The sequence below is a fragment of the Stieleria sp. JC731 genome (assembly GCF_020966635.1).
Lineage (GTDB): Bacteria > Planctomycetota > Planctomycetia > Pirellulales > Pirellulaceae > Stieleria.
In genome coordinates this window covers 420,192-441,847 of the sequence record NZ_JAJKFQ010000029.1, presented here as the reverse complement: position 1 = coordinate 441,847, position 21,656 = coordinate 420,192, and the positions used below count along the sequence as shown (strand labels likewise).

At 54.3% G+C, this 21,656-nt stretch carries 16 protein-coding genes and 1 tRNA gene; 8 read left to right on the top strand and 9 right to left on the bottom strand.

Annotated elements, in window-relative coordinates; all coding sequences use genetic code 11:
- Positions 1-45 precede the first annotated feature (45 nt).
- The gene (locus tag LOC67_RS26380; protein WP_230265848.1) at positions 46-330 is read left to right on the top strand and encodes a hypothetical protein; all 285 of its coding nucleotides are present in this window, start codon (positions 46-48) and stop codon (positions 328-330) included.
- A 409-nt stretch (positions 331-739) separates the two neighbouring features.
- Here the strand turns inward: LOC67_RS26380 and LOC67_RS26375 are convergent, their stop codons facing one another.
- Positions 740-2,062, bottom strand: coding sequence for a thioredoxin family protein (locus LOC67_RS26375; protein WP_230265847.1), 1,323 nt, complete (start codon positions 2,060-2,062; stop codon positions 740-742).
- A 1,177-nt stretch (positions 2,063-3,239) separates the two neighbouring features.
- Here LOC67_RS26375 and rho point away from each other — a divergent pair.
- The 3 genes from rho (at position 3,240) to trxA (ending at position 5,254) form a co-directional block, all read left to right on the top strand.
- Positions 3,240-4,523, top strand: coding sequence for a transcription termination factor Rho (rho, locus tag LOC67_RS26370; RefSeq protein WP_230265846.1), 1,284 nt, complete (start codon positions 3,240-3,242; stop codon positions 4,521-4,523).
- A gap of 199 nt (positions 4,524-4,722) precedes the next feature.
- Positions 4,723-4,805 (top strand) — tRNA-Ser (locus tag LOC67_RS26365).
- 32 nt (positions 4,806-4,837) lie between these two features.
- Complete coding sequence (gene trxA / locus LOC67_RS26360) at positions 4,838-5,254, top strand: thioredoxin (protein ID WP_230265845.1); 417 nt, start codon at positions 4,838-4,840, stop codon at positions 5,252-5,254.
- Between the two features lie 28 nt (positions 5,255-5,282).
- Here the strand turns inward: trxA and LOC67_RS26355 are convergent, their stop codons facing one another.
- Together LOC67_RS26355 and LOC67_RS26350 are read right to left on the bottom strand one after the other, a co-directional pair.
- Positions 5,283-6,653 carry a dihydroorotase gene (locus tag LOC67_RS26355; protein ID WP_230265844.1) on the bottom strand — a complete coding sequence of 457 codons (1,371 nt, stop codon included), beginning with the start codon at positions 6,651-6,653 and terminating at the stop codon, positions 5,283-5,285.
- A 364-nt stretch (positions 6,654-7,017) separates the two neighbouring features.
- Entirely contained in the window at positions 7,018-7,377 is a 360-nt protein-coding gene (locus LOC67_RS26350) for a hypothetical protein (protein WP_230265843.1), read from the bottom strand.
- 391 nt (positions 7,378-7,768) lie between these two features.
- On the opposite strand from LOC67_RS26350, the gene LOC67_RS26345 reads away from it, so the two are divergent.
- The 4 genes from LOC67_RS26345 to LOC67_RS26330 all read left to right on the top strand — a co-directional run bounded on the left by LOC67_RS26345 (position 7,769) and on the right by LOC67_RS26330 (position 14,059).
- Positions 7,769-8,314 (top strand): rhodanese-like domain-containing protein, encoded by a 546-nt coding sequence (locus LOC67_RS26345; protein WP_230265842.1) that lies wholly within the window; start codon positions 7,769-7,771, stop codon positions 8,312-8,314.
- 221 nt (positions 8,315-8,535) lie between these two features.
- Positions 8,536-11,763 (top strand): amidohydrolase family protein, encoded by a 3,228-nt coding sequence (locus LOC67_RS26340; RefSeq protein WP_230265841.1) that lies wholly within the window; start codon positions 8,536-8,538, stop codon positions 11,761-11,763.
- Positions 11,760-13,088 (top strand): amidohydrolase family protein, encoded by a 1,329-nt coding sequence (locus LOC67_RS26335; RefSeq protein WP_230265840.1) that lies wholly within the window; start codon positions 11,760-11,762, stop codon positions 13,086-13,088. Before LOC67_RS26340 ends, LOC67_RS26335 begins: the two co-directional genes overlap by 4 nt.
- 59 nt (positions 13,089-13,147) lie before the next feature.
- Positions 13,148-14,059, top strand: a complete 912-nt coding sequence (locus LOC67_RS26330) for a lactate/malate dehydrogenase family protein (RefSeq protein WP_230265839.1) — start codon at positions 13,148-13,150, stop codon at positions 14,057-14,059.
- 50 nt (positions 14,060-14,109) lie between these two features.
- On the opposite strand, the gene LOC67_RS26325 is transcribed toward LOC67_RS26330, so the two are convergent.
- The 6 genes from LOC67_RS26325 to LOC67_RS26300 all read right to left on the bottom strand — a co-directional run bounded on the left by LOC67_RS26325 (position 14,110) and on the right by LOC67_RS26300 (position 21,603).
- On the bottom strand, positions 14,110-15,006 hold the full coding sequence (locus LOC67_RS26325) for a diguanylate cyclase (RefSeq protein ID WP_230265838.1): 897 nt from the start codon (positions 15,004-15,006) through the stop codon (positions 14,110-14,112).
- Positions 15,007-15,812: 806 nt separating this feature from the next.
- Positions 15,813-16,709 carry an Rpn family recombination-promoting nuclease/putative transposase gene (locus tag LOC67_RS26320; protein WP_230265837.1) on the bottom strand — a complete coding sequence of 299 codons (897 nt, stop codon included), beginning with the start codon at positions 16,707-16,709 and terminating at the stop codon, positions 15,813-15,815.
- Between the two features lie 474 nt (positions 16,710-17,183).
- Complete coding sequence (locus LOC67_RS26315) at positions 17,184-17,990, bottom strand: WecB/TagA/CpsF family glycosyltransferase (RefSeq protein WP_230265836.1); 807 nt, start codon at positions 17,988-17,990, stop codon at positions 17,184-17,186.
- Entirely contained in the window at positions 17,978-19,012 is a 1,035-nt protein-coding gene (locus LOC67_RS26310; RefSeq protein ID WP_230265835.1) for a polysaccharide deacetylase family protein, read from the bottom strand. Before LOC67_RS26310 ends, LOC67_RS26315 begins: the two co-directional genes overlap by 13 nt.
- A 3-nt stretch (positions 19,013-19,015) precedes the next feature.
- Entirely contained in the window at positions 19,016-20,347 is a 1,332-nt protein-coding gene (locus tag LOC67_RS26305) for a glycosyltransferase family 4 protein (RefSeq protein WP_230265834.1), read from the bottom strand.
- Positions 20,347-21,603 carry a sugar transferase gene (locus LOC67_RS26300; protein ID WP_230265833.1) on the bottom strand — a complete coding sequence of 419 codons (1,257 nt, stop codon included), beginning with the start codon at positions 21,601-21,603 and terminating at the stop codon, positions 20,347-20,349. Before LOC67_RS26300 ends, LOC67_RS26305 begins: the two co-directional genes overlap by 1 nt.
- Between the last annotated feature and the right edge of the window lie 53 nt (positions 21,604-21,656).

The following is a 21,656-nucleotide window of genomic DNA, read 5'->3' as shown; positions in this document are numbered from 1 at the left end:
TGTTGACTGGTTCGCTGATGCTTTGAAGAAGCATCCTCAGTAGTGATGATCAACTACAACGATCTTTTTGTCTCTTGCCTTGCGATGCTCGGGTCTGCATCGGCTTTCGCGATCGCGGTCGGGCCATGGCAGGAGCCCTATCGGTTGCGAACCATCGCTCGGATTGTTGATCGGTACGGGATGACGACGGCGCGAGTTGTTTGGGTCTCGATCGCGATCGTCTCGTTGATCGCAGGTGTTGCGATCGCTAGCGGTATTCGTCCCACGTATGCACAGCCATCACAAGAGCCAAGCGATTCGTCAGCCGGGACGCTTGGGTCGAGTAGGTGATCTGATCGGTCTCTTGGCGACGCGATGGTGATATCGAAGTGTCGATCAAGAAGTGGTGGCTTGTCAGCACGGCGGAGCGTGCTGGGTACTTTGGGCAGCGCTGTGTGAGATAGTACCCGTCACAGTCTCTGTGACGCCGGTCGGCATACTGCTGAGATTCAGGCCGTCAGCACGGCGGAGCGTGCTGGGTACTATGGCAGCGCTGTGTGAGATAGTACCCGTCACAGTCTCTGTGACGCCGGTCGGCATACTGCTGAGATTCAGGCCGTCAGCACGGCGGAGCGTGCTGGGTACTATGGCAGCGCTGTGTGAGATAGTACCCGTCACAGTCCCTGTGGCGCCGGTCGGCATGCTGCTGAGGCTCAGTCTGTCAGCACGCCGGAGCGTGTTGGGTACTTTCGGTTTGCAATTAGACACCAGGGTTGGATTCTTTGATTGCTTGGTCCATGACTTCAATCGCCGCGTCGACGTATCGTTCAAAGGAAGCTTCAAAGTGCAGCATGGCGGCTTCGTCAGCGAAGAAGAACATGCGATTGTGGATCGGGTCGATCACGCCCCATTCGCGATTGCCTTTGACGATCTTCTTTTCTTCGAAGAATCGCACGACATCGATCTCATTCAACATCGGTGTGTAAGGCATTGGGTCAACCATGAAGGCTTGCATCGCAGGCTTGTTGGCAAACAGGTAAAGCTTGCCGAGGTGGATCACGCCGAACTCCGGCTTGCCTTCGAGCCATTGCCCATCTTTGACAACCGAAACGGGGCAGTACCCTTGGATAGCCAGTTCTGGCTTTTCGGTTTCGATGGTGGTCGGCTTGGTGTCCAGGCGGGCAGCGGCCATTGACGCATGCGTACCGGACTTAGCAACAGCGTTCGTTGTGGCGGTAACGTCTGAATGAGCCAACTTGTTCTCGGTTGGTAGCGGCAGGTCTCCGCTTGGCAGCATGAACTGATTGTTCTGCGTCGTCGCGGCGGGCTTGGCCGGTGCGTTGGCAGCAATGGCAGGGATATCCATGGCCGACTTTTTAGAAGCCGGGACTTGAACGGGCAGATCGCCTGTTGGAAGCGAAAGGCTGTTTTCAGCTGCAGGTTGGTTTGTTGCGATCGCAGGCTCTTTGGTCACGAGGGCTTCGGTCGCGGGAGCGGTCGCTGCCGGAGACGCCGATGTGGGAGCTTGCTTGGCAGCAACCGTTTGTGCCGCAGGGGGATTCGTTGCGACGGCTGGTTTGGTTGCTGCTGGTGGAACGGCGGCGACTTGTGCGGCGGCAGGTTGCGCCGGTGCTTGCGTTGCCGCATTGGCAGCGATCATGGTTCCGCTTTGATTAAAGCCAGCGTAGGTCGAGGCCAGCATCGCGACGTAGCGGGCAGGCTGTTGTGGGCTAACAGCGTGCGAAAGTGCTTTGCCTTCCGTGGTGACGATGACGTCAGTCGGGTACTTGGTGACTTGGAACAGTTTGGCGAGCTTGGGGTTTTTGCCGCCGTGGACTTTGACGGGCACAAAGTTCTTGTTGATTGCGGACGAGACCGTTGGGTCTTGGAACGCTCCAGCTTCCAGACGATCGCAGAAGATGCAATTGTCGGTGTAAAAGTGCAGCAGCATCAGCTTGTTCTGCTGCTGGGCTTTGTCGTGAGCGTCGCGAAGTTTGCCTTCCCAAGCGATTTGAGCGTGGCAGGGGCTCGAGCAAACGAACGTTGTTGCGAGCAAAACAATTGATAGCGCGGCGTATCGCATCCTGCGTTCCTGTGTCCGTCCTTGGGTAGATTATAGAGACCAGCCGCCGATTCCTAGCGACGCGTTGTCCAAGAGATCGGCTGGTCGCAAGGTGACGCTTAATCGGAAAATACAGAATGGGCGAAGTTTGACGCCAGTGCGAAGGCGGATATGGGCCAAACATTGCTTTTCAGGCTAGTTTGGAAACCTCCCTCAGGCCCCTCGGTTGGGTTGGTCTTCCCTGGAACGTCTTGACATCCCATTACTGGCGGGTATATTTCGGCGTAGCTTTGTTGGTACGGTCGACTGTGTGTAAGCCGGTACCAAACACAATTCACTCCGTCGCTCCTCGACGTATTCTGAGATTGGATTTGTAGGTTGACTGGGTTGACACCCAGCAAGACTCTCCCGCAGGTTTCCCATTGGGATTGATTTTTATCTGCGGTGAGGTTCTGATGTCCAGATAGCAAATTCCGAAACTGTTCGCTTGACGAGTTCTCGATAGTGGCTGATTCAGCTGCCGTCAAAAAGTTTGTTTGAAGAAATCGTTCGCGAAGGAATTTTTGGGCTCAGTTGATTTCAATCTCAACTTGATCGCAAGCCTTGCGTCACAGCGGTTGCGGTGCACGGAAAAAGGAAGGAGATGGTGATCAGGGTTTTAGAAGGCCAAGTCTTTAAAAACCACTGAGATCCAAGGTAGAAGACAAACCACCTAGCCATAGGAACTGGCAACTTTGCTCGCGGGTTCAGTGAAACAGCCTGAATTGGCGTTTTGCTCCGCATGCCGATGACTCGTTCGGTCTTGCGAGAACCTCGTTTGATTCACTCGGTCATTCCGATCGTCGTACCCAAGTGCCTTTCGGCCAACGATGATGCCTGACTCAATGCAGCAGTGCCGATCGCGTGTGCAAATGCACCGTCTTGATCGAGAATGTTGTTGATTCAGTCCGCAACGGATGACAGCGTTTCGGCAACGTTACAACAGGATTAATTTCCAAGTTCGCCGGCACCCGTTGGCTGCCGGTTCAGACAAACTTTTTGGTACCGACCCGTCGCGGAACGATGTCCGCAGCTTCCCGATTGGGTCTTTTCACGTTTCCATCTGCGGATTCTTTATTTCAGCGTTGACCTGTCGTTGCGAACTTTGTCGCGACGACTTGGCCTTGCCCAACCCACGTTGACGCTTTCTGGACGAAACATGGCGAAAAAGAAACGCTCCACACGTCGCGGCCCGAACTCCAATGGCCAGTCCGGCGGAGGGAATAACAAACCTCGTTCGCGTCGACGACGCCGAGGCGGTGGAAACGGCCAGTCGGATCGTGAGCCAGCGGATATCCCAAGTGATGCGCCGATGGAAGAATGCGAAGGCATTCTGGAGCTTCATCCGAACGGGTATGGGTTCTTGCGCAGTCGGGACAATAACTACTCGCGCGAACGAAGCGATCCGTTTGTCCCCGGTACGATGATCGATCGTTTCGGGCTTCGCCAAGGCGTTTACATCCACGCGATGATGCAGCAGGCGAAGCGGCAACAAGGGCCTCGCGTCCGCGAAATCCTTGATGTCGATGGTATCCCGCCTGAGTCGTATCCGGATGTTAAAAGCTTTGACTCACTGACCCCGATCAACCCCGAAGAATGGTTGACGCTCGAGCACGGCCAGCGGCCGATCACCAACCGTGTGATCGACTTGCTTGCGCCCCTTGGGAAAGGCCAGCGAGCACTGATCGTCGCCCCGCCACGAAGTGGCAAGACTGTGATGTTGCAGGACATCGCCAGTGGGATCTCGACCAATCACCCGGACTTGAAACTTATCGTTCTGTTGATTGACGAGCGACCCGAAGAAGTTACCGACATGCGCCGCAACGTTGTCGGTGGCGAGGTCGTTGCCAGTAGCTTGGATATGGACGTCGAAAGCCATGTTCGCCTCAGCCAGCTCGTTGTCGATCGAGCACGGCGTTTGGCCGAGATGGGGCAAGATGTCTTCCTCATGCTCGACTCGATCACCCGTTTGGCGCGAGCGTTCAATAAATGGGTTGGACGCAGCGGTCGTGGTGGTGCCACGATGACTGGTGGTCTGGATATCAAGGCGATGGACATTCCGAAAAAGTTGTTCGCGACCGCACGTGCTTTCCAGGAAGGCGGCTCGCTGACAATCGTCGGTACCGCTCTGGTTGATACCAACAGCCGCATGGACGAAGCGATCTTCCAGGAGTTCAAGGGAACCGGCAACATGGAATTGGTGCTGGATCGAAGGCTCGCCGACCGTCGCGTTTGGCCAGCAGTCGACATTAGCCAGTCCGGTACCCGCCGCGAAGAATTGTTGCATGACGAAGAAACCTATGAAGCAGTGACGATGCTTCGGCGGACACTTTCGTCAATGCACCCTTGTGACGCGATGGAGCAGTTGACTAAACAATTGGCGCGTTTCACCAGCAACGATGAATTCATCAAGCTGATCAGTGGTGCCAAGACGAGCTTGTAAACATCGATTCGCTTTGTCGATGCAAGGTTGATCGCAGGATCGAAATTCGTTTGAATCAACTGACCGGGCAGCTGGTCAGTTCGAATGGGTGGTTTCGATTAAACGATCTTGATGTGATAAGTTCAGAAATGGCGTCCTTCAAAACGAACCGACGCCTAGTCATTGATGTCTGCATGACGATACAATCTGCGGACGATCCGGATGGTAAGCGAATTGGTGAGCAGCTTCACTGGAACTGAAGTACCCCGTAAGGGGCTGCGGGTTCGAGTCCCGTGCCATCCGCTCTCGAAAAACTCTTTAGGCAACCGGTTGCGATGAGACGACAAGCATTTGCGAAGTTTCTCTTACTCGCCCTCTGTGTGGTTGTCACATTTGGCGGTTGTGGCTCGCGTCCAGCAGGGCCCAGCCTCGTAAAATCAATCGACGAAGCAGACTTTCAGTCGAGCGTTTTGGATTCCGATAAAGTCGTCCTTGTCGATTTCTGGGCGACGTGGTGCGGCCCATGTCAGCAGCAAGGGCCGATCGTTGACGAATTGGCTGAATCACTAAGCGGTAGCTATGGGTTTGCCAAAGTCGACATCGATTTGAATCCCAATCTCGCTTATGAGTACGGAATCGAAGCGCTGCCGACACTTGCCGTGTTCAAAAACGGCAAGATGGTCAATCAGCTTGTCGGGTTGCACGACGCGGCGGAGCTTCGCGATGCCTTGGAAAAGGCATCGCGAAAGTAGTTCGGTAAGAAAGCTGGACCTACGAAATTCAGTCCGCAATTCCGATGCCGTTTTCGGTCGCCCAGTAACCACCGCGTGAGTGATCGAAGCGAAGTTTGCTTCCGCGGAACCCCTCGTCGAAATGCTGGGCGTCATCGCCTTGTCGACAGTCGTAAACGCAGTGACCACCGACGTATGTTGCGACAGGCAGTCCCTGAAGTGAAACGCCGTCCCACGGGCTCCACTTCGATTTTGTGTGTTGCTCCGCATCCTTGATCGTTCTCGACCTGTCCATGTCGACCAGAACGATATCAGCGTCATAGCCCTCGGCAATACGGCCTTTGCCGATCATGCCCCAGACGCGCGCTGGCGCGTCAGACATCCATGATGCGATTTGGTTGATGGTGCACCGGCCCTTGTTGGCTTCGTTAAGCATCAGCGCCAGTGAGTTCTCAACCGCTGGTAATCCGGACGGGCTTTTCGGGTACGGCTGAGCTTTTTCGTCCAACGTATGTGGTGCGTGGTCGGTCGCGATAACTTGGATTTTTCCGTCAAGCAGTGCTTGGTACAGCCCTTCATTGTCGTTCACGGTTTTGATCGATGGGTTCATCTGAATACGAGACCCAAGCCGTGGATAGTCATCAACGTTGAAGAAGATATGGTGCAGGCAGATTTCACTGGTCACGTAGGGGCTACCGTCGGCGACCAATGGGATCTCGGCTGCCGTGGATACATGCAGCACGTGAAAGCGATGTTTGTGGCGGCGAGCCAGTTCCGTGGCACGCTTCGTTGCGATGATCGCGGCGTTCTCGTCTCGGATTCGAGAATGGTCAGCGATGTCACTGGTGCCTGAGAGTCGTTCTGCGTTCGCTCGGACGGTCGTTTCGTCTTCGCAGTGAGCGCAGATTGGCAGAGTTGTTTCTGCGAAAATACGTTCCAGTGCTGCTTGTTCATCAACGAGCAGGTTGCCGGTGCTGCTGCCAATGAAGATCTTGATTCCAGGGACGTCTTTTACCGCATTAAGCTCGTCGACGTTGTCGGGAGTGGCACCGATATAGAACCCATAGTTGACGAGCGATTTTTCTGCAGCGATGCGTTCCTTCGCGCGAACACCTTCGGCAGTCACTGCTGGTGGCTTGGTGTTGGGCATTTCTAGAAACGAAGTCACGCCGCCAGCAGCGCAGGCATGGCTGGCTGTCGATAAATCTTCTTTGTGAGTTAATCCAGGGTCACGGAAGTGGACTTGGTCATCGATGACGCCGGGCATCAGGTGTAGGCCATCGCAATCGACAACGTGGTCCGCGGAAGCTTTGTCGCTTGCATCGATGTCCAGAATCTTGCCGTCTTGAATAAGCAAGGCTCCTTGGCGAACTGAATCGGGGAAAACGATAGATGCGTTGCGAAATAGTGTGCGTGACATGCGGACCGCCTGCTCGTGTAAATGCCGATTTGTCGCTTCGACAGAATCGAGACACCGAACCGTGCTGGCGCACCTGTGGCTCTATCGACGGTGCCCGCGGCTCTATCGAAGATGGCTGTTAGCCTAGCGGGAATACATCTTTAGGCGAAGTAGACGTAGAGGGCCATTCACGAGAGAGCATTAAACGAAAACAGCTGGCCTCGTTTGCGAGGCCAGCTGTTGGGCGATTGAGCTGCGTTACGGTTCGACATCATCGCCGCGTTGGCTGGCGCGTGTCGAGCGCTGGTTTTGGGTCGGTGCAATTCGTTGCAATCATCGAACGCCGCCGCACAGGTGCCAAAAAACACCGAACCGGTACCTATGGTTACCGCACGAGTGCACGAATCGTGTTGGCAACGGGGCGGCCGGGGGTGCGGTACTCATACCCGCCGTACGGCGAGTAGAACTGGTAGCCTGGGCGCCGCACGACGGGCGTCGTTACCACGGGGGCGGATACGACCGGTGTGGCGTAAGCGCTACCAACAACGACTGGGCTAACCGAATAGCTGGGGTAAGCCGAGTAGGTATAGCCATAACTTGGGTAGCTATAAGCGGCGTAGGTGCGGACCGGTGTGACGACCGGTGCAGAAACGACGGGAGCTCGTAGGGTCACGTACTGAGCTTTGACTTCCGAAGTGATCGCGAAAGTCGCAAGCAAGGCCAAGGCAATCAAAAAGCGTTTCATCGAAAATTCTCCTATGTGGGCATGGGATTGTGTGTCAACGGCAAGCGGCTGCAATTGGGGCGAACGCACCGCCGATCGGTTTCTGCGAATGGTCACAGAATGTTTTCTGTTGGCGGAAGGTTCGTTCAAGACGGACTTTCCAATCCAGCAGATCCTTGCCCCAGGCGCCATCACCTGCACGGTAGACTGACACCAGCTAGAAAAACTAGCACCTATTTATCTATTTGCCGCCCTAGCGGTTTCGCTTTAGAACACCAACGATTGTAGCGGCGGCGAGATCCGCCCATCGTTTCAGTCTGTTCGGCAAGCGATTTCCGGCCAGGTAGGCTGACGTTGCTAAAGCAGGTGCAATTCCAGTGCCGATCGTTGACTCAATTTTTACAGTGCTGAAATGAATAGATCCCCGTCGGTTGTTGTTTGCGTATTCTTGTTGGTTGGATTTCAATTCCAGGTGCTCGATTCTCGCCCGGTTCAGGCTCAGTTGGGGGCCGTTTTTCCATCGCTCGCCCCAGTCGAGACGATCAATGTGAAGGAATTGAAAGGCATGCTGGACAAGCAAAAAGCTGCCGAAGCGACTGCGGAGCAGAAAGGTGAAAAGGCTGAATCTTCGTTCGTCTTGGTTGATGTTCGTTCAGACAAAGAAATCGCTGTGTCTCTGATTCCGGGTGCGATCACGAAGGAGCAGTTTGAGAAAGAGTCGCAAAAGTACAAAGACAAAACCGTCATCGTTTATTGCTTAAGTGGTGGACGCAGCGGCCGGTATGCCTCTCAATTGCGTGGCAAAGATTTTGATGTGAAGAACTTCAAACCGAGCATCTTGGGCTGGTGTGGGGCTGAGCTACCGGTCGTGACCACCGAGGGGGAATCCACCAATCGAGTTCATGTATTCAGTGACCGATACAAGATTCCAGCCAAATACGAAGCGGTGACGGAGTAGTTATCCGCAGCGATTGATCGACAAAAAACACTTTTTCGGAGCGGCTGCTCACGCAATCCCTTTGTAGCTGGCGCTTGGTCGCCCGTTGATTGCGGCAGGCAACACATTGGAGAAACATCGACTATCCTGGCGGCAGATTGTTTGACTGAAACCGTCGACTCGAGCGCCGCGAGGATTCGATGCCACACCCTGTCTGTTTGTTGAGATGCTTCGCGAGTTGCATGCTCATTGCCTTCGTGCCGCTTTCCAGCCTGTTGGCACAGTCGGTCAAGACCTCGGCTTTCACACCGGTTGAGGCCCGTCCAACTGAAGGGCTGCGTAGTCACCCGTTGTCGCTGACCTGTTTGACGAACGCGACAGTGGTCGTTCGGCCCGGCGAGATATCTAAAAACACATCCGTCTTGATCCAAGGACAGACGATTGTCGATGTCGCCAATGATATTGACATTCCGCCGGGGGCGGAGGTCATCGATTGTCAGGGAAAGTACGTCTACGCAGCATTCCTGGATGGATATAGCGAAATAGATGTTCCGGAGATTCCCAATGATGGGGCGAAGCACTGGAACGGAAATATCATGCCGCGTCGGCATGCTGTCGTGGCATCGCAAAAGTTGTCACAGAACGATGCCTATCGAAAGCAAGGTGTCGGCGTGCGACTGGTTGCACCGCGGGGTGGAATCATCAAAGGCACAAGCTGTCTGGTGTTGATCGACCAAAGCAGCGGTGGATGGGTGCTCGTCGATCAAGTCGCTCAGCATGCACAACTAACCGTCCCCCGTGATCGGCGTCGCGATGAGTATCCCAATTCGCCGATGGGGGCTGTCGCGTTACTGCGTCAAACGCTGTTGGATGCAGATTGGTATGAAACGTCCTTGCAAGCCAGGGCAGCGAATCCTCGGTTGCAGCCTTTGGTTCGCAATGACGACCTCGCCACTTTGGCAACTGATCGAAAGACGCGAACATTCATTCTCGATGCGCCCAACGAACGGATGGCGATCCGGGCGACGGAGATGGCAAGCGAATTTGCTTTGCAGGCGATTCTGCGTGGTAGCGGCCGCGAATATCGAGACCTCGACGCGATCGTTTCTGCAGGTCACCCGATTCTCGTACCGGTGGATTTTCCCAAGGCACCTGAAGTCACTAGTGAAGCGATCGCCGACGAGGTAGAACTTCGCGAGTTAATGCATTGGCACTTTGCTCCAGAAAACCCAAAGCGTTTGTCCGACGCTGGCGCAAGCATCTGTCTTACGAGCGACGGCTTAGATGATCCGAAGTCGTTTCTCGCAAATTTGCGGACCGCTGTTGAACGCGGATTGTCCCCGGACAAAACGCTTGCGGCAGTGACGACCACACCTGCTCGATTGTTCGGCGTTGATCATCTCGTCGGGGAAGTTCAAAGCGGCTTTTTGGCAAACTTGATCGTTGCTGATGGTGAACTGTTCGATCCAAAAACCAAGTTGCTGGAAACCTGGGTTGGCGGGAAGCGTTTTCAACACCGGCCAGACGTTTCGGATGACCCAGTTTCAGGGCTTTGGCAGGCAAAGCTTCGTTGGGATGGTAGCGATGTCCAGTTGCAAATGCGGTTGAAGCAAGACAAGCAGAAATGGTCTGGCCAGTTTCTACAAGTCATTTCTCCGGAAGAGCAACCGGCCAACGAGGATGATCAATCGGACGATGAAAGTGACGAAAGCAACGACGATCCTGAGAAGTCGCCTTCGCCACAGAAAGTCGATATGAAGAACTTTGTCCATTCGATTGATCGGATCACGGCATGGGCTGATTTGTCCAAAGTCGATTCACGTTTACCGAAGGGGCCGACACGTGTCACCGTTGTTTCCACCAAAGCGTCCGATCAGCAATTGCCTCAATTGTTTGTTTCGATGCGGCTTCCTTCGGGAGATCAGATCAAGCCTACCTGGAACCGAGTTGATGAACCGGAGAAGGATGGCGATCCAGAAAAGAAAAACTCTGGTGACGAAAAGGAGCCGAAAACGTTTCGGTCGCTAAGTGAAATCACAGTCAACTATCCACTGGGCGGATACGGCGTTGTTGATCCTATCGCTGTTGAGTCCGCGATTCTGTTCCGTGGCGCAACCGTTTGGACGTGCGGTCCGCAGGGCGTTCTGGAATCAGCAGATGTGCTTGTTGTCGATGGCAAAGTCAAACAAGTTGCCACGGGGATTAAGCCGCCTAAGGGATGTCAGATAATCAACGTAGAAGGCAAACACCTCAGTCCTGGACTGATCGATTGCCACTCTCACATGGCTACCGATGGCGGAGTCAATGAATCGGGGCAAGCGGTAACTGCGGAAGTCCGCGTCGGAGACTTTATCGACAATTCCGACATCAACATCTATCGGCAACTCGCTGGCGGATTGACTTCATCGAACATCCTTCACGGTTCTGCGAATCCCATCGGTGGGCAAAATCAAGTGATCAAGCTTCGCTGGGGTGACTCGATGCAGGACATGAAGTTCGCGGAGGCTCCGGCAGGCGTCAAGTTTGCATTGGGTGAAAACGTCAAACGAAGTAATTCGCGAACCCCATCGAATCGCTATCCCGGAAGCCGTATGGGGGTTCCGGAAATCATGCGGGATCGCTTCTTAGCCGCCGCGGAGTACAACGCTGCTCATCAACGATATGCCGCCGGACGTCGCAACAGCCTGCCACCACGTGTGGATCTGGAACTTGAAGCGATCGCCGAAATATTAGAGGGCGAACGCTGGATCCATTGTCATAGCTATCGCCAAGACGAAATCGTCACGCTACTGGATCTACTTGACGAATTCGAGATCACGATCGGAACGCTTCAGCACATCCTTGAAGGATACAAAGTTGCTGACCGGATGTTGGCACACGGTGCGATGGCTTCATCCTTTTCCGATTGGTGGGCATACAAGTTCGAAGTTTATGATGCGATTCCGGACAACGGCGCGATCATGCATGAAGTCGGAATCAACGTTTCATTCAATAGCGACGATCGTGAACTGGCGCGGCACATGAATACCGAAGCCGCCAAAGCGATGAAATACGGAGGCGTTTCAGCCGAAGAGGCGTTGAAGTTCGTGACGCTTAATCCCGCGATGCAGCTTCGGATTGATGACCATGTGGGATCGTTGGAGATTGGCAAAGATGCTGACTTGGTTGTCTGGAGCGGTCCACCGTTGTCGACACTATCGCGATGTGAGCAGACTTGGGTTGATGGCCGGCCGATGTTCACTTTGAAGCAGGATCAAGAGCTGCGTCGCCGTGATCAGCGTTGGCGTTCGCTGCTGATCAATTACATCTTGGCAGGAGACGTTGAGACAGAGGATTCAGCAGACCATGAAGTCGATGAAGAAGACCGATGGTTGCGATACGACGAGTTCTGTCATGCCCATGATCACGACGGGCATGACCATGACGATCACGACCATTCGGCACACGAACATGAGGAGGTGCAGCGATGAGAAGTTCACTGACAACAATCTTGATGGCGGTGATGCTGCCGATTCTTTCGTTGCAATGTGCATCGCTGGATGGGCACGACCAGATTCCCGGTGCTCCCCAACGTAAACCGATCGCTTTGGTCGGTGGAACGGTGCATACCGTCGTTGGCGATGTGATTGAGAATGGCACGGTGCTGTTCGAAGACGGAAAGATTATTGCGGTAGGCGAGCAAGTTGAACTGCCGAAGCGATGCGAAGTGATCGACGTCGACGGGCAGCATGTCTATCCGGGTTTGATGGAATCGATGTCCAACCTCGGACTTAGTGAGATCGGGAGCACCCCGGCAACGGTCGATACCGATGAAGTTGGAAACGAAAACGGGAATTTAAAGCCTCACGTCGCCGTGAACCCGGATAGCGAATTGATACCGGTCGCTCGCGCAAACGGTGTGTTGCTGGCTTCGATCGCTCCGCGTCGTGGAGATATCCGCGGACAAAGTTCGGTCATCCAGTTGGACGGTTGGACGAACAACGACATGTTGCTAAAAGCTGACACAGGACTTGTCGTCTCTTGGCGAGCTTTCGATTCACGCACCAGCGATGATCAACAGCGAGCGAAACAACGGGACGAACGTTTGCAACGACTCGCAGATCGATTGGATGAAGCTCGACGCTATCAAGCTGCGCGAAGGGATGCACCGGACGCTACGCCAAGCGACTTGCGTCTAGAAGCTTTGGTCGCGGTGGTGGACGGAAAGAGTCCGATGATTATCGCTGCGGATGATCGACGTGAGATCGAATCCGCGATTGCGTTCTGCGTTTCGGAGGGCATTCGTCCGATCATTTACGGTGGGTACGACGCACCACAGTGCGCTACGCTACTGAAGAAGTATTCGGTGCCCGTGATCGTGCGAACCACGTATCGATTACCGGCACGCCGTGACGACCCATACGATCATCCATACACGCTTCCAAAGCGATTGCTTGATGCCGGGGTCGAATTTGCGATCGGCGGTCCGGGGGCTGGAAACCCCGGAGGAGCATCGGCGGCTCGCAATCTGCCATATCATGCGGCCGTCGCAGTTGCCTATGGATTGCCAGAGAAAAAGGCGATTGAGGCGATCACGCTCGCCCCATGTCGAATCATGGGAATCGCAGATCGTGTCGGATCGGTCGCCAACGGAAAAGACGCCACTTTGTTTGTCTGTGATGGGAACATCTTAGAGACCGAATCGAATGTGACACATGCCTTTATTCGCGGAGCAAAGGTCGACTTGGGAAGCAAGCATAAATCGCTTGCCGCAAAGTATCGCACCAAGTATCAGCAACAAAAGGCAAATAAGTAGTAGCACGTTTTGTGCATGCTGACTGATTTCTATCCCCGGGCATTGAATTAGAAACACGGATGAAGATTACTATCGTAGGCACAGGACGGGTGGGGTCAGCGATCGCATTCGCTTGCGTCATGAACCCGATCGCTGACGAACTGCTGTTGGTGAATCGCACGCCTGAAAAAGCCGAAGGCGACGCTTTGGACCTCTGTCATGCGAGTGCCTTGCGGAACACGAACATGAAAATTCGTGCTGGTGAAATCGCCGACGCGAAGGGGTCCGACATTATCGTCTTTACCGCGTCGATTCCCTATGGCGATGCGCTGCGAAAGCGAACCGAGTTGGCTGAAGAGAACTATCAGCTTCTGAAGGAATGGGTACCAGAACTTGCCGCTGGTAGTCCCGACGCGATTCTGATTGTGGTGACCAATCCGGTCGACATGCTGACGTATGCGGCGATCCAACTGTCTGGGTTTCCTGCCAGCAGAGTGATCGGGACGGGAACGTTGCTTGATAGTGTTCGGTATCGTGCGATGTTATCAGAGAAACTGCAAATCCACTCGGACGACATTCGCGCCTACATTTTGGGTGAGCATGGTGATACGCAGTTCGCTGCCAAGTCCGTCGCGATGACCGGCGGTGAGACATTCATTTCGGACGAAGTCACCGAAGAGATTTTTCGGCAGACCGTGGGGATGGGGTACAAAGTCGCTCAGCTAAAGGGTTTTACCAACTATGGGGTCGCGATGGCCACCATGTTAATCCTCGATTCGATCGTTTACGACTTGCGCCATACGATTCCGTTAAGCGTCCTTGTAGACGGATTTTGTGGTGTCGACGATGTCTGTTTGTCGTTGCCAACAGTGATCGGTCGCCAAGGAGTGACTCGAATCCTTCATCCGCCGCTAAGTGAGGAGGAGCAGTCCGCATTCAAACATTCAGCCGAAGCGGTACGAAAGAACATCCACGAAGTTGGCCTCACCTAGCATCAGGTTGTCCGATCGCGGTTTGGCGTAGATTCGGTGTCGCGAGTCAATCACGCTGTTGCAGCCGGGCCGCAGACGCGATCACGTCCGGCTCTTTTAGCCAAATACATTTGCTCGTCAGCGCGTCGCAGCAGTGTCTGTGCTGATTCGGGTTGGTCGGGGGCCAAGCATGCGACACCAAAGCTAGCCGTGACTGCGATCTCACCTTGGCTGGTCGAGAAAGCAGATTCGCGAATGGCTTGTCGACACATTTGGGCACTATCGACTGCATCTTTGGCATCGGTCGCGGAGAGTAGCAAACAGAACTCTTCACCGCCGTAACGAGCAACCATATCGTCACGCCGACATGTTTGAATCAGCCGAGAGCCGAATTCCTTCAGTACGGCATCGCCGATCAAGTGTCCGAATTGATCGTTGATCGTCTTGAAGTGATCAATGTCAATCATAACGACCGATAGCGGGCTGTTCTGGCGAAGCGCCGCGGCGATTGATCGTTCCAGCGTTTCCAGCAGGTAACGCTGATTCATGGTTCCTGTCAAAGCGTCACGCGTCAAAGCGGAATAGAGTGTTGCGTGATACTGCGATTCAATACTGCCCGCTGAAAGGTATTTGAATAGAAACGTTCCGACACGCACCGTGTCACCGGATCGCAAGACAGACGAATCCGCCGGGTGATCGCCAACGAACGTCCCGCTTTCGCTACCGAGATCGCTAATCCGAAATCCTTCAGGAGAACGAGAAATCTTGGCGTGATGATCGGCAACGGATGGGTCTTCAAGCGTCAATTCACAATCGTGTTGACGTCCGATGATGAAGTCCTCGACTTCAATTCGTACCATGCCGTTAATAACGTTGGCCGGGTAGATCTGAACGAGGCAGGCATCGTTGTGAGAATGATCTGGATCGGGCTCCGGGATGCGGGGCGGTTCCGAATCAGCATCATTCATCGATTCCGAAGTCCTTGATTGCCAGTGAATGTGATCGTCAGTGAGGTTTGAGCCGGCCGAGCAGCAACTCGCGAGTAGCGCCAAGACAGTGTGCTTCTCACACCTGTCTCGAATACCATCGACCATCATTCTGATGACAATTGAACTTCAATGCCATGGTGGGGGAAGGTCACTGAAACGGCCGACGAGCTATTCAAGAAAAGTTGCTACAGAAAACTCGCGATAGTAATACCGCCCGCCATTGCTGGCATGAAAGACGGGCTCGTCGATGCCGGTGCGGCAAACTGGTTTGGGGTTGGATCGGATGTCGGAAGATCGGGAAGGTGAAACGCAGAGCAACGGAGGACACAGAATATTTGGTGGGAGCGGTCAGGCCGCCATTTGCGGTTACAGTTCAAAACCGTGCCGAACTGTATCGGGCCTGACCCGTTGGTTGCCGCATCAGCCGCTCGGCGCCAGCCTGCGGTTTCTGTGCGGTCGGGCATCAACACCGTGAACCGCACGCTGGCGCGTTACGGCTGATAGACAACTGACTCTCCCATCAGCCGCTTGGCGCCAGCCTGCGGTTCTCTGTGCCAGCAACAGTCAGTAGCAACGCAAACCATTCTGCAAACGATTGAGATGACCACAGGTGTAATGGTGCGGATGGTATCTAAGTATGTACGTGGATGAGAGCTACCAGCACAGCCTGCCTATCGCAACGCAAGCTTGACGATCATCTCTGACGAATCCGTCAGCCCATTCACACTGTACTGTTGGTTGCGATGGTAACACGGCGAGGATTCTCGAAACCCGCTAATTCAAGCTCAGCCACGGTCACGAAGTTGTTGCTTGAGGTTCGCCGCCATCTCGGACAACTCTTCAAGGCTCTTGTTGCGCAACTGCTCGACAGTCGATTCCTCGACACCGGCGAGTGACTGCAGAACGCGGACGCGCCCGATCACCTCGCCTTGTTCGACTCCTTGTTCGACTCCTTGTTCGATCCCTTGCTCTCTGGCAGCTTCAAGACGTGCCTCTTCGTCACGCTGCATTTTCAGACGCGATTCGTAGAATCGTCGTTCTTCGGGGTTCTTGGCGATCATTTCCAGGACTCCTATCGCTTCGGTAAAGACTGGATCGTGAAGCTGGCGGTGCAGCTCTTCCGGCGTGGATTTCGCGGCGAACCGGAAAAAATGCATCCACTGCCTAATCGAGTCCGACGGCACATCATTATCTGTCTCCGGCACGTATTTGGGCAACTCTAAAAGATGGATTTGCAGGCAATCGGTGAGACGCTCTCCCGTCCTCGATCGCAGCTGAAAATCGAGATGCAAGCTCGCTGAGTCTCTAAACAGCATCGCGTCGAGGATACAAATCCCAATCGAAGGACGCAGATCGCGGTAGCTGTCGCCTTCGCCGAGTTGTTCGATCAGCTGGCTCGCCGCGTAGTAGGTGAGTCGCTCGGCCAGGCCCGCCGGCAAGGTCGTCTGAATCTCGATGTAAATCAGCCTGTCATGATCGTCGGTCGCGAGGATGTCCAGAATCGATAGCTTGTCCTCGTCAAATCGCTTGCCGGCGATCGGATTGCGGATTTGCACCTGGGTGATCTTAGGATCACCGCCGAGCACAGCGTTGAGGAAGTGGATCGTGATCGCAGGGTGGTCCGGGCTACCGAGAAGCAGCTTGCACGCGAAGTCAACGCGGGGGGCGATTCCGATGACCATTTTTGTGCGCTCCATTGCAGGCGGGAAAACAGGCGGAGGGAGACAATGTAGCCCAGAGTTCGGACTTCGGCATCCATCGAAGTTGTCGATATCATGACTGCCCGCACCCAAAGTAGCTTACGGCGTAGCCGCTATTTCGAGTTTCAAGCTAGAGCGACAACAGGTGCGAAACAGCCCCCGTCGTGTTGGTGTGTGGCACCATCCGGCAAGCAATCAGCCGCTTGGCGCCAGCCTGCGGTTCTCTCTCTGGGCCAGCAACAGCCAGTAATATCCCAAACCACTCTGACAGCGATTTAGGTCGCCACAGGTGTAATGGTGCGGATGGAATCTAGGTATATGCGTGGACGAGAGCCACCCGCACAGCCTGCCTATCGCACCGTAAGCTTGATATTCCTCGATCGTCCCTGACGAGTCAGTCAGCCCAATCACACTGCACTGTTGGTTGCGAACGCAACGTCGCATCGCCATTGGCGATCAGCCGAATCGGATCGTTGTCGTCGGCTGAGTCCCTGAGCCGGTTTGGCGATGCAACATTCCCAGTTTTTGAAGCGTCAACCTACAGAGAAACGCTGGGTTGGTTGTCAGATAGCGTTTCCATAGTCGTCGCGGTTCGCAGAGCAGACGATAGAGCCATTCGAGGCCACGTTTTTGCATCCATGGCGGGGCTTGGGAAAGCATCCCTGCATGAAAGGCAAAGGCCGCCCCAACAGCGATCAATGGCATTCGAATCCGATCACGCATTTCGAACGCGAATATTTCTTGACGAGGACATCCCAGACCGACGAAGCAGATCCCTGCTCCGCTGGCGTTGATTTCCTCGGCCAATTCGTCGCTTTCTTGTTGGCTCAGTTGCCGAAAGCGGCTGGCTCGCATTCCGGCGATTTCCAGTTTGGGAAAGCGTTCACACAGTTTTTTGGAAAACCGTTCGAGCATCGCTTCTGTCGCACCAAAGAGATAGATCGAGACTCCCTTTTCCGCTGCCGCACGACAAAGCTCAAGCGTCAGGTTTGGGCCATAAACACGATCAGGTAAATCACATTGATGAAGCAAGTTCAACGCCCAACGCACCGGTTGGCCATCTGGGCAAACCAAATCAAATTGGTTCAATCGGTAGAGGTGCTCACGATCAGTCACTCCAGTCATGACCCCATGAACAGCCAAGGCCGTGACTGTCATCGGATGCCGATCAGACGCTGCTGACAGGACTTTGTCGACAGCAGCGTCATAGTCGATCGCATTGACTCCGATGCCGAGAACGTTTCGTTTTCCTAGATCAAGCATGGTTGATGCAGCGGAGTTTCCATGTTTTGGTTGGTAAGTGATGGATCGAGACGTCGCAGCTGTTCGGCAATCGTGCAGACATCAAACGAACTGGCCAACAACGACAATGCCCAGCGCACCAAGGCAAGTTTCTCCCGCCTGCAAAGCTTCATGCCGGGAAAGTAGGCCATGTCCTGGTCATCTTCATACCCAAGGAAGTCTGGCGGATGAAGCAGCAGAGATGGGGCCGTGTCGGTGAGTCTGCAAAGTCGCAAAGCCGAGCGAAAATAGGTCTTCGCCGCGACGGTCGAGATTCCAGCTAGGAATGTAAAGTAGCTGAAGTGAATTGGGGTTCGCGTAAGCGGCATCACCGTCACGGGGACTTCCCAAAGATTGCGATCGCCGATGGATCGTCGAAACGGTTTGTTCGGTTGACGTAACGAAGCAAAACCGCCGTACAGTTTTTTCGCTTTCTCGCGTTGTTCGCCTTTTAATTTCGTCCGTGCCAGAAAGACGGCGCGTGCGATCGGAGCAATTGAAGTTGGGAAGATCGAAGCGTCATAGGTGTAGGCGTGTCGCAGGAGCACTGATAGGACTTCGTCAGGGCAGGAAAATCCCGGCCCACGAAAACCGATCGGGGCAACATCCAAATGGTCGACAAGCGATTGATGCGTCGTGACGATTTCCGCTTCGATCTCGCTCGGTTCCATCGTGTGCATCCACGGAAGATGGTTTAGCGAGTGGTTCGCGAATTCGACGTCGCCGATTCGATTGAGCGATCGCACAGCCTGAACGTCGACTTCATCTTGTAGATCCCGGCCGACAATGAAGGCCGTCAGTGGTAGGCCGAGTTCGCCACAAATATCAACGACGCGGTCAGCTGCGGTCGCAAGGTAACTGCCGCATGATTCCCAGTCGTCGCGTCCGGCCGCACGCAGGTAGGCCCACTTGTTGTCGAAGTCGATCGAAAGGCTGGCAACCGGTTTCGCTTTTGAACCTGTTTGTCGATTTTCGGATGGATCTGCAGCAACGTTTGGCAACATTTTCTATCTCACCGGATCGCTTGCAGAGCGATCACCTGTCAACGATGCGATCGCTTTTACGGCTCCAGCTGCAGCCCAGCGTGGACTTCGTTCGGCAACCGACTGTCGACAGTTTGCACGCATGTCGGCCATCGATTGATCGGAAATGGCAAAGTACTGGTCCAACTTATAGGAAAGCGAATTCGTACCCGATGGGGCGTCTTGGCAGGGATCGTATTGCCATCCGTTAAATCCGTCACGAACAAGCGTCGTGACCGCTTGAGCGTACACGCTACCGATGACAGGCAAGCCGGCCTGAAGTGCTTCGTTGACCACCAGTAGCCATTCATCGGCCAATGTCGGAGCGATGGTCGCTCCTGCGAGTGACATTTCCGTCGCCAATTTGTCGGCGGCTAGGTTGCCCAGCATCGTGATCGACAGGTTGGAGGGGCAGGGAAACGATTCGATCGCAGAACGGTTGGGGCCATCACCAGCAATCCTGATTTCAATCGACCGCGATGGATGGTTGCTGCAGTAGCCAGCCAGCTGCGAAAGCATCGGGACGACACCTTTGCGATCACTTAGTTGACCGACGAATAGCAAACGCGATCTGACCTCCGACTCCTTTCTGCATACCGATCCGCGGTACGAACTGCGATCATCAGCAGCGTAGGCCAACTGGTACAAGCTTCTTTCATCAGCACCGATTGACGTTAGGTATCTTTTGCAAGATGGTCCGTTAAAAGTGATTGCGTCGGCGTTGCGAACAAGATATCGCCGCAACATCGCGCGAAGGTTTCCGCGATGTTGTTCGGTGTGTTCGCTCATATAGGTGCAAAGGATGCTTTTGCACTGTTGATGTCGTTTGCAGTATCGTACGGCACCAAGCGAACGGGCACCGAGTTCAAGCGACATCACCACATCAGGGTTCAGCCGCGATAGCTGCGCCGCGGTGTCGTAAGGAACGTGAACATATAATGGGTCTGAAAATCCACCGACTTTCTCTGTAGGCAAAGCGTCTTTAGAGACTGACGTCTTGTTGGAACGATGTTTCCAACGCCGACGGACTGTCAGAGTTTTTTGAACGGTGACATTTAGGTTTCCCCAATCCAATTCGAACTGCCGATTCGGTTCGATCGGAGTACTGATCAGAACGTGAAAGTCTCGAACTTGGCGAGCAATTTCTTCGAGGACACGTACTTGATACAGCGGGATGTAGTGCGTCAAAAATACGACGCGGGCCGGCAATGGTGCTGTCGCCCATTGTGAGGAAGCCAACTCAGCAGCTGGATCGTTTGCCCGCATCTGTTCACAATCGCTGAGACCCGAATTCGACAGGACAGAATCGACCGACACTATTCGCTCCCCCGTCCCATCATCGGAACCACGGTTGTTCTCGCGATCAACTGTAAATCTTGGAGAGTCGAACTTCGATCTACATATTGCAAATCGAGACGCATCCAGTCGTCGAAGGTTGGGGCGGCAGATTTATTGATTTGCCAGTGGCACGTCATTCCGGGTTTGACATCCAGACGTCGACGGTGCCAAGAGCTGCAAGCGCGGCTTTCCTGCCAAGGAAGCGGACGTGGCCCAACCAGTGACATTTCACCTTTGAGAACGTTGATCAGTTGAGGCAATTCGTCGATACAGGTTTTACGTAGAACGTTGCCCACCGGCGTGACGCGTGGGTCGTCTTTAATCTTGAACGCAGGACCATCACGGTGGCTTGAATCTTTCAGCGATAGCTGATGGTTTTCCGCATCGACGGCCATCGTACGCAGCTTGATGATGACGAAAGGCTTGCCTCCCCGGCCTTCGCGAATCTGTCGATAGAACACCGGACCGGGACTGGTCAATTTAATCGCGATTGCACAGCCGACGAGGACTGGGCTTACCAACACCAACCCGATCGATGCCCCGACTAGATCGATAACGCGTTTAATCAATCGACGAGTGATTGAGTGTGAAAGGCTTGAATCGGCCGCGTACCAATCGACCGGAGTGTATTCCAGTCCGCTGCGAGGGCTGGTTGCTGTTCGCGTGCGACGCACCTGTGAGCAAGAGGTCGAGTTCGAATTTGATGCTAAGGCGACTCCGGAAGAACCATCGCTTTCCTGCTCTGAGAAATCAAAGCGTGTCCATGCGGGGGCAGTAATACTGTCATCGGAATCGTCCACACGGCGTCCACCTGAATGGTCTGTGGGTGGAACATCATCGGGGGCGAAACCTTCCGGATCATGGACCTTTAACGTCAACTTCGCATGGATGCCGCGCGATTGACAGAGCGTTTCGATTCGGTCGAGTGCCGCTCGACCGCCCATTTCGGGTGTGTCGACGAAGAGAACCGCAAATCGATGTGAGTCCAATTCGGCTTTGTGGTCGGTCAGCCGGACGTTACGGTGCAGAAGTTGGATCAGCGAATTGCGTCGCTGACGAAGTTTGTCGCGACCGGCAAGTTCAATATTCAAAATACAAAACGGGATCGCTCGTCTGACCGCACGCATCCGCTCGCGAGTCACTTCACGTTGGAATTCAATCTGCGAAAGCAGGAATGAATGTCCGTCGCGCAGCTTCGCTGACGAGGTAAGACGGTTAAAGATTTTGCCAATCACTGGGCAGTCCAATGCTCATTCAGTCCTTGATCGTTGGCAGCCATTGCCACTGA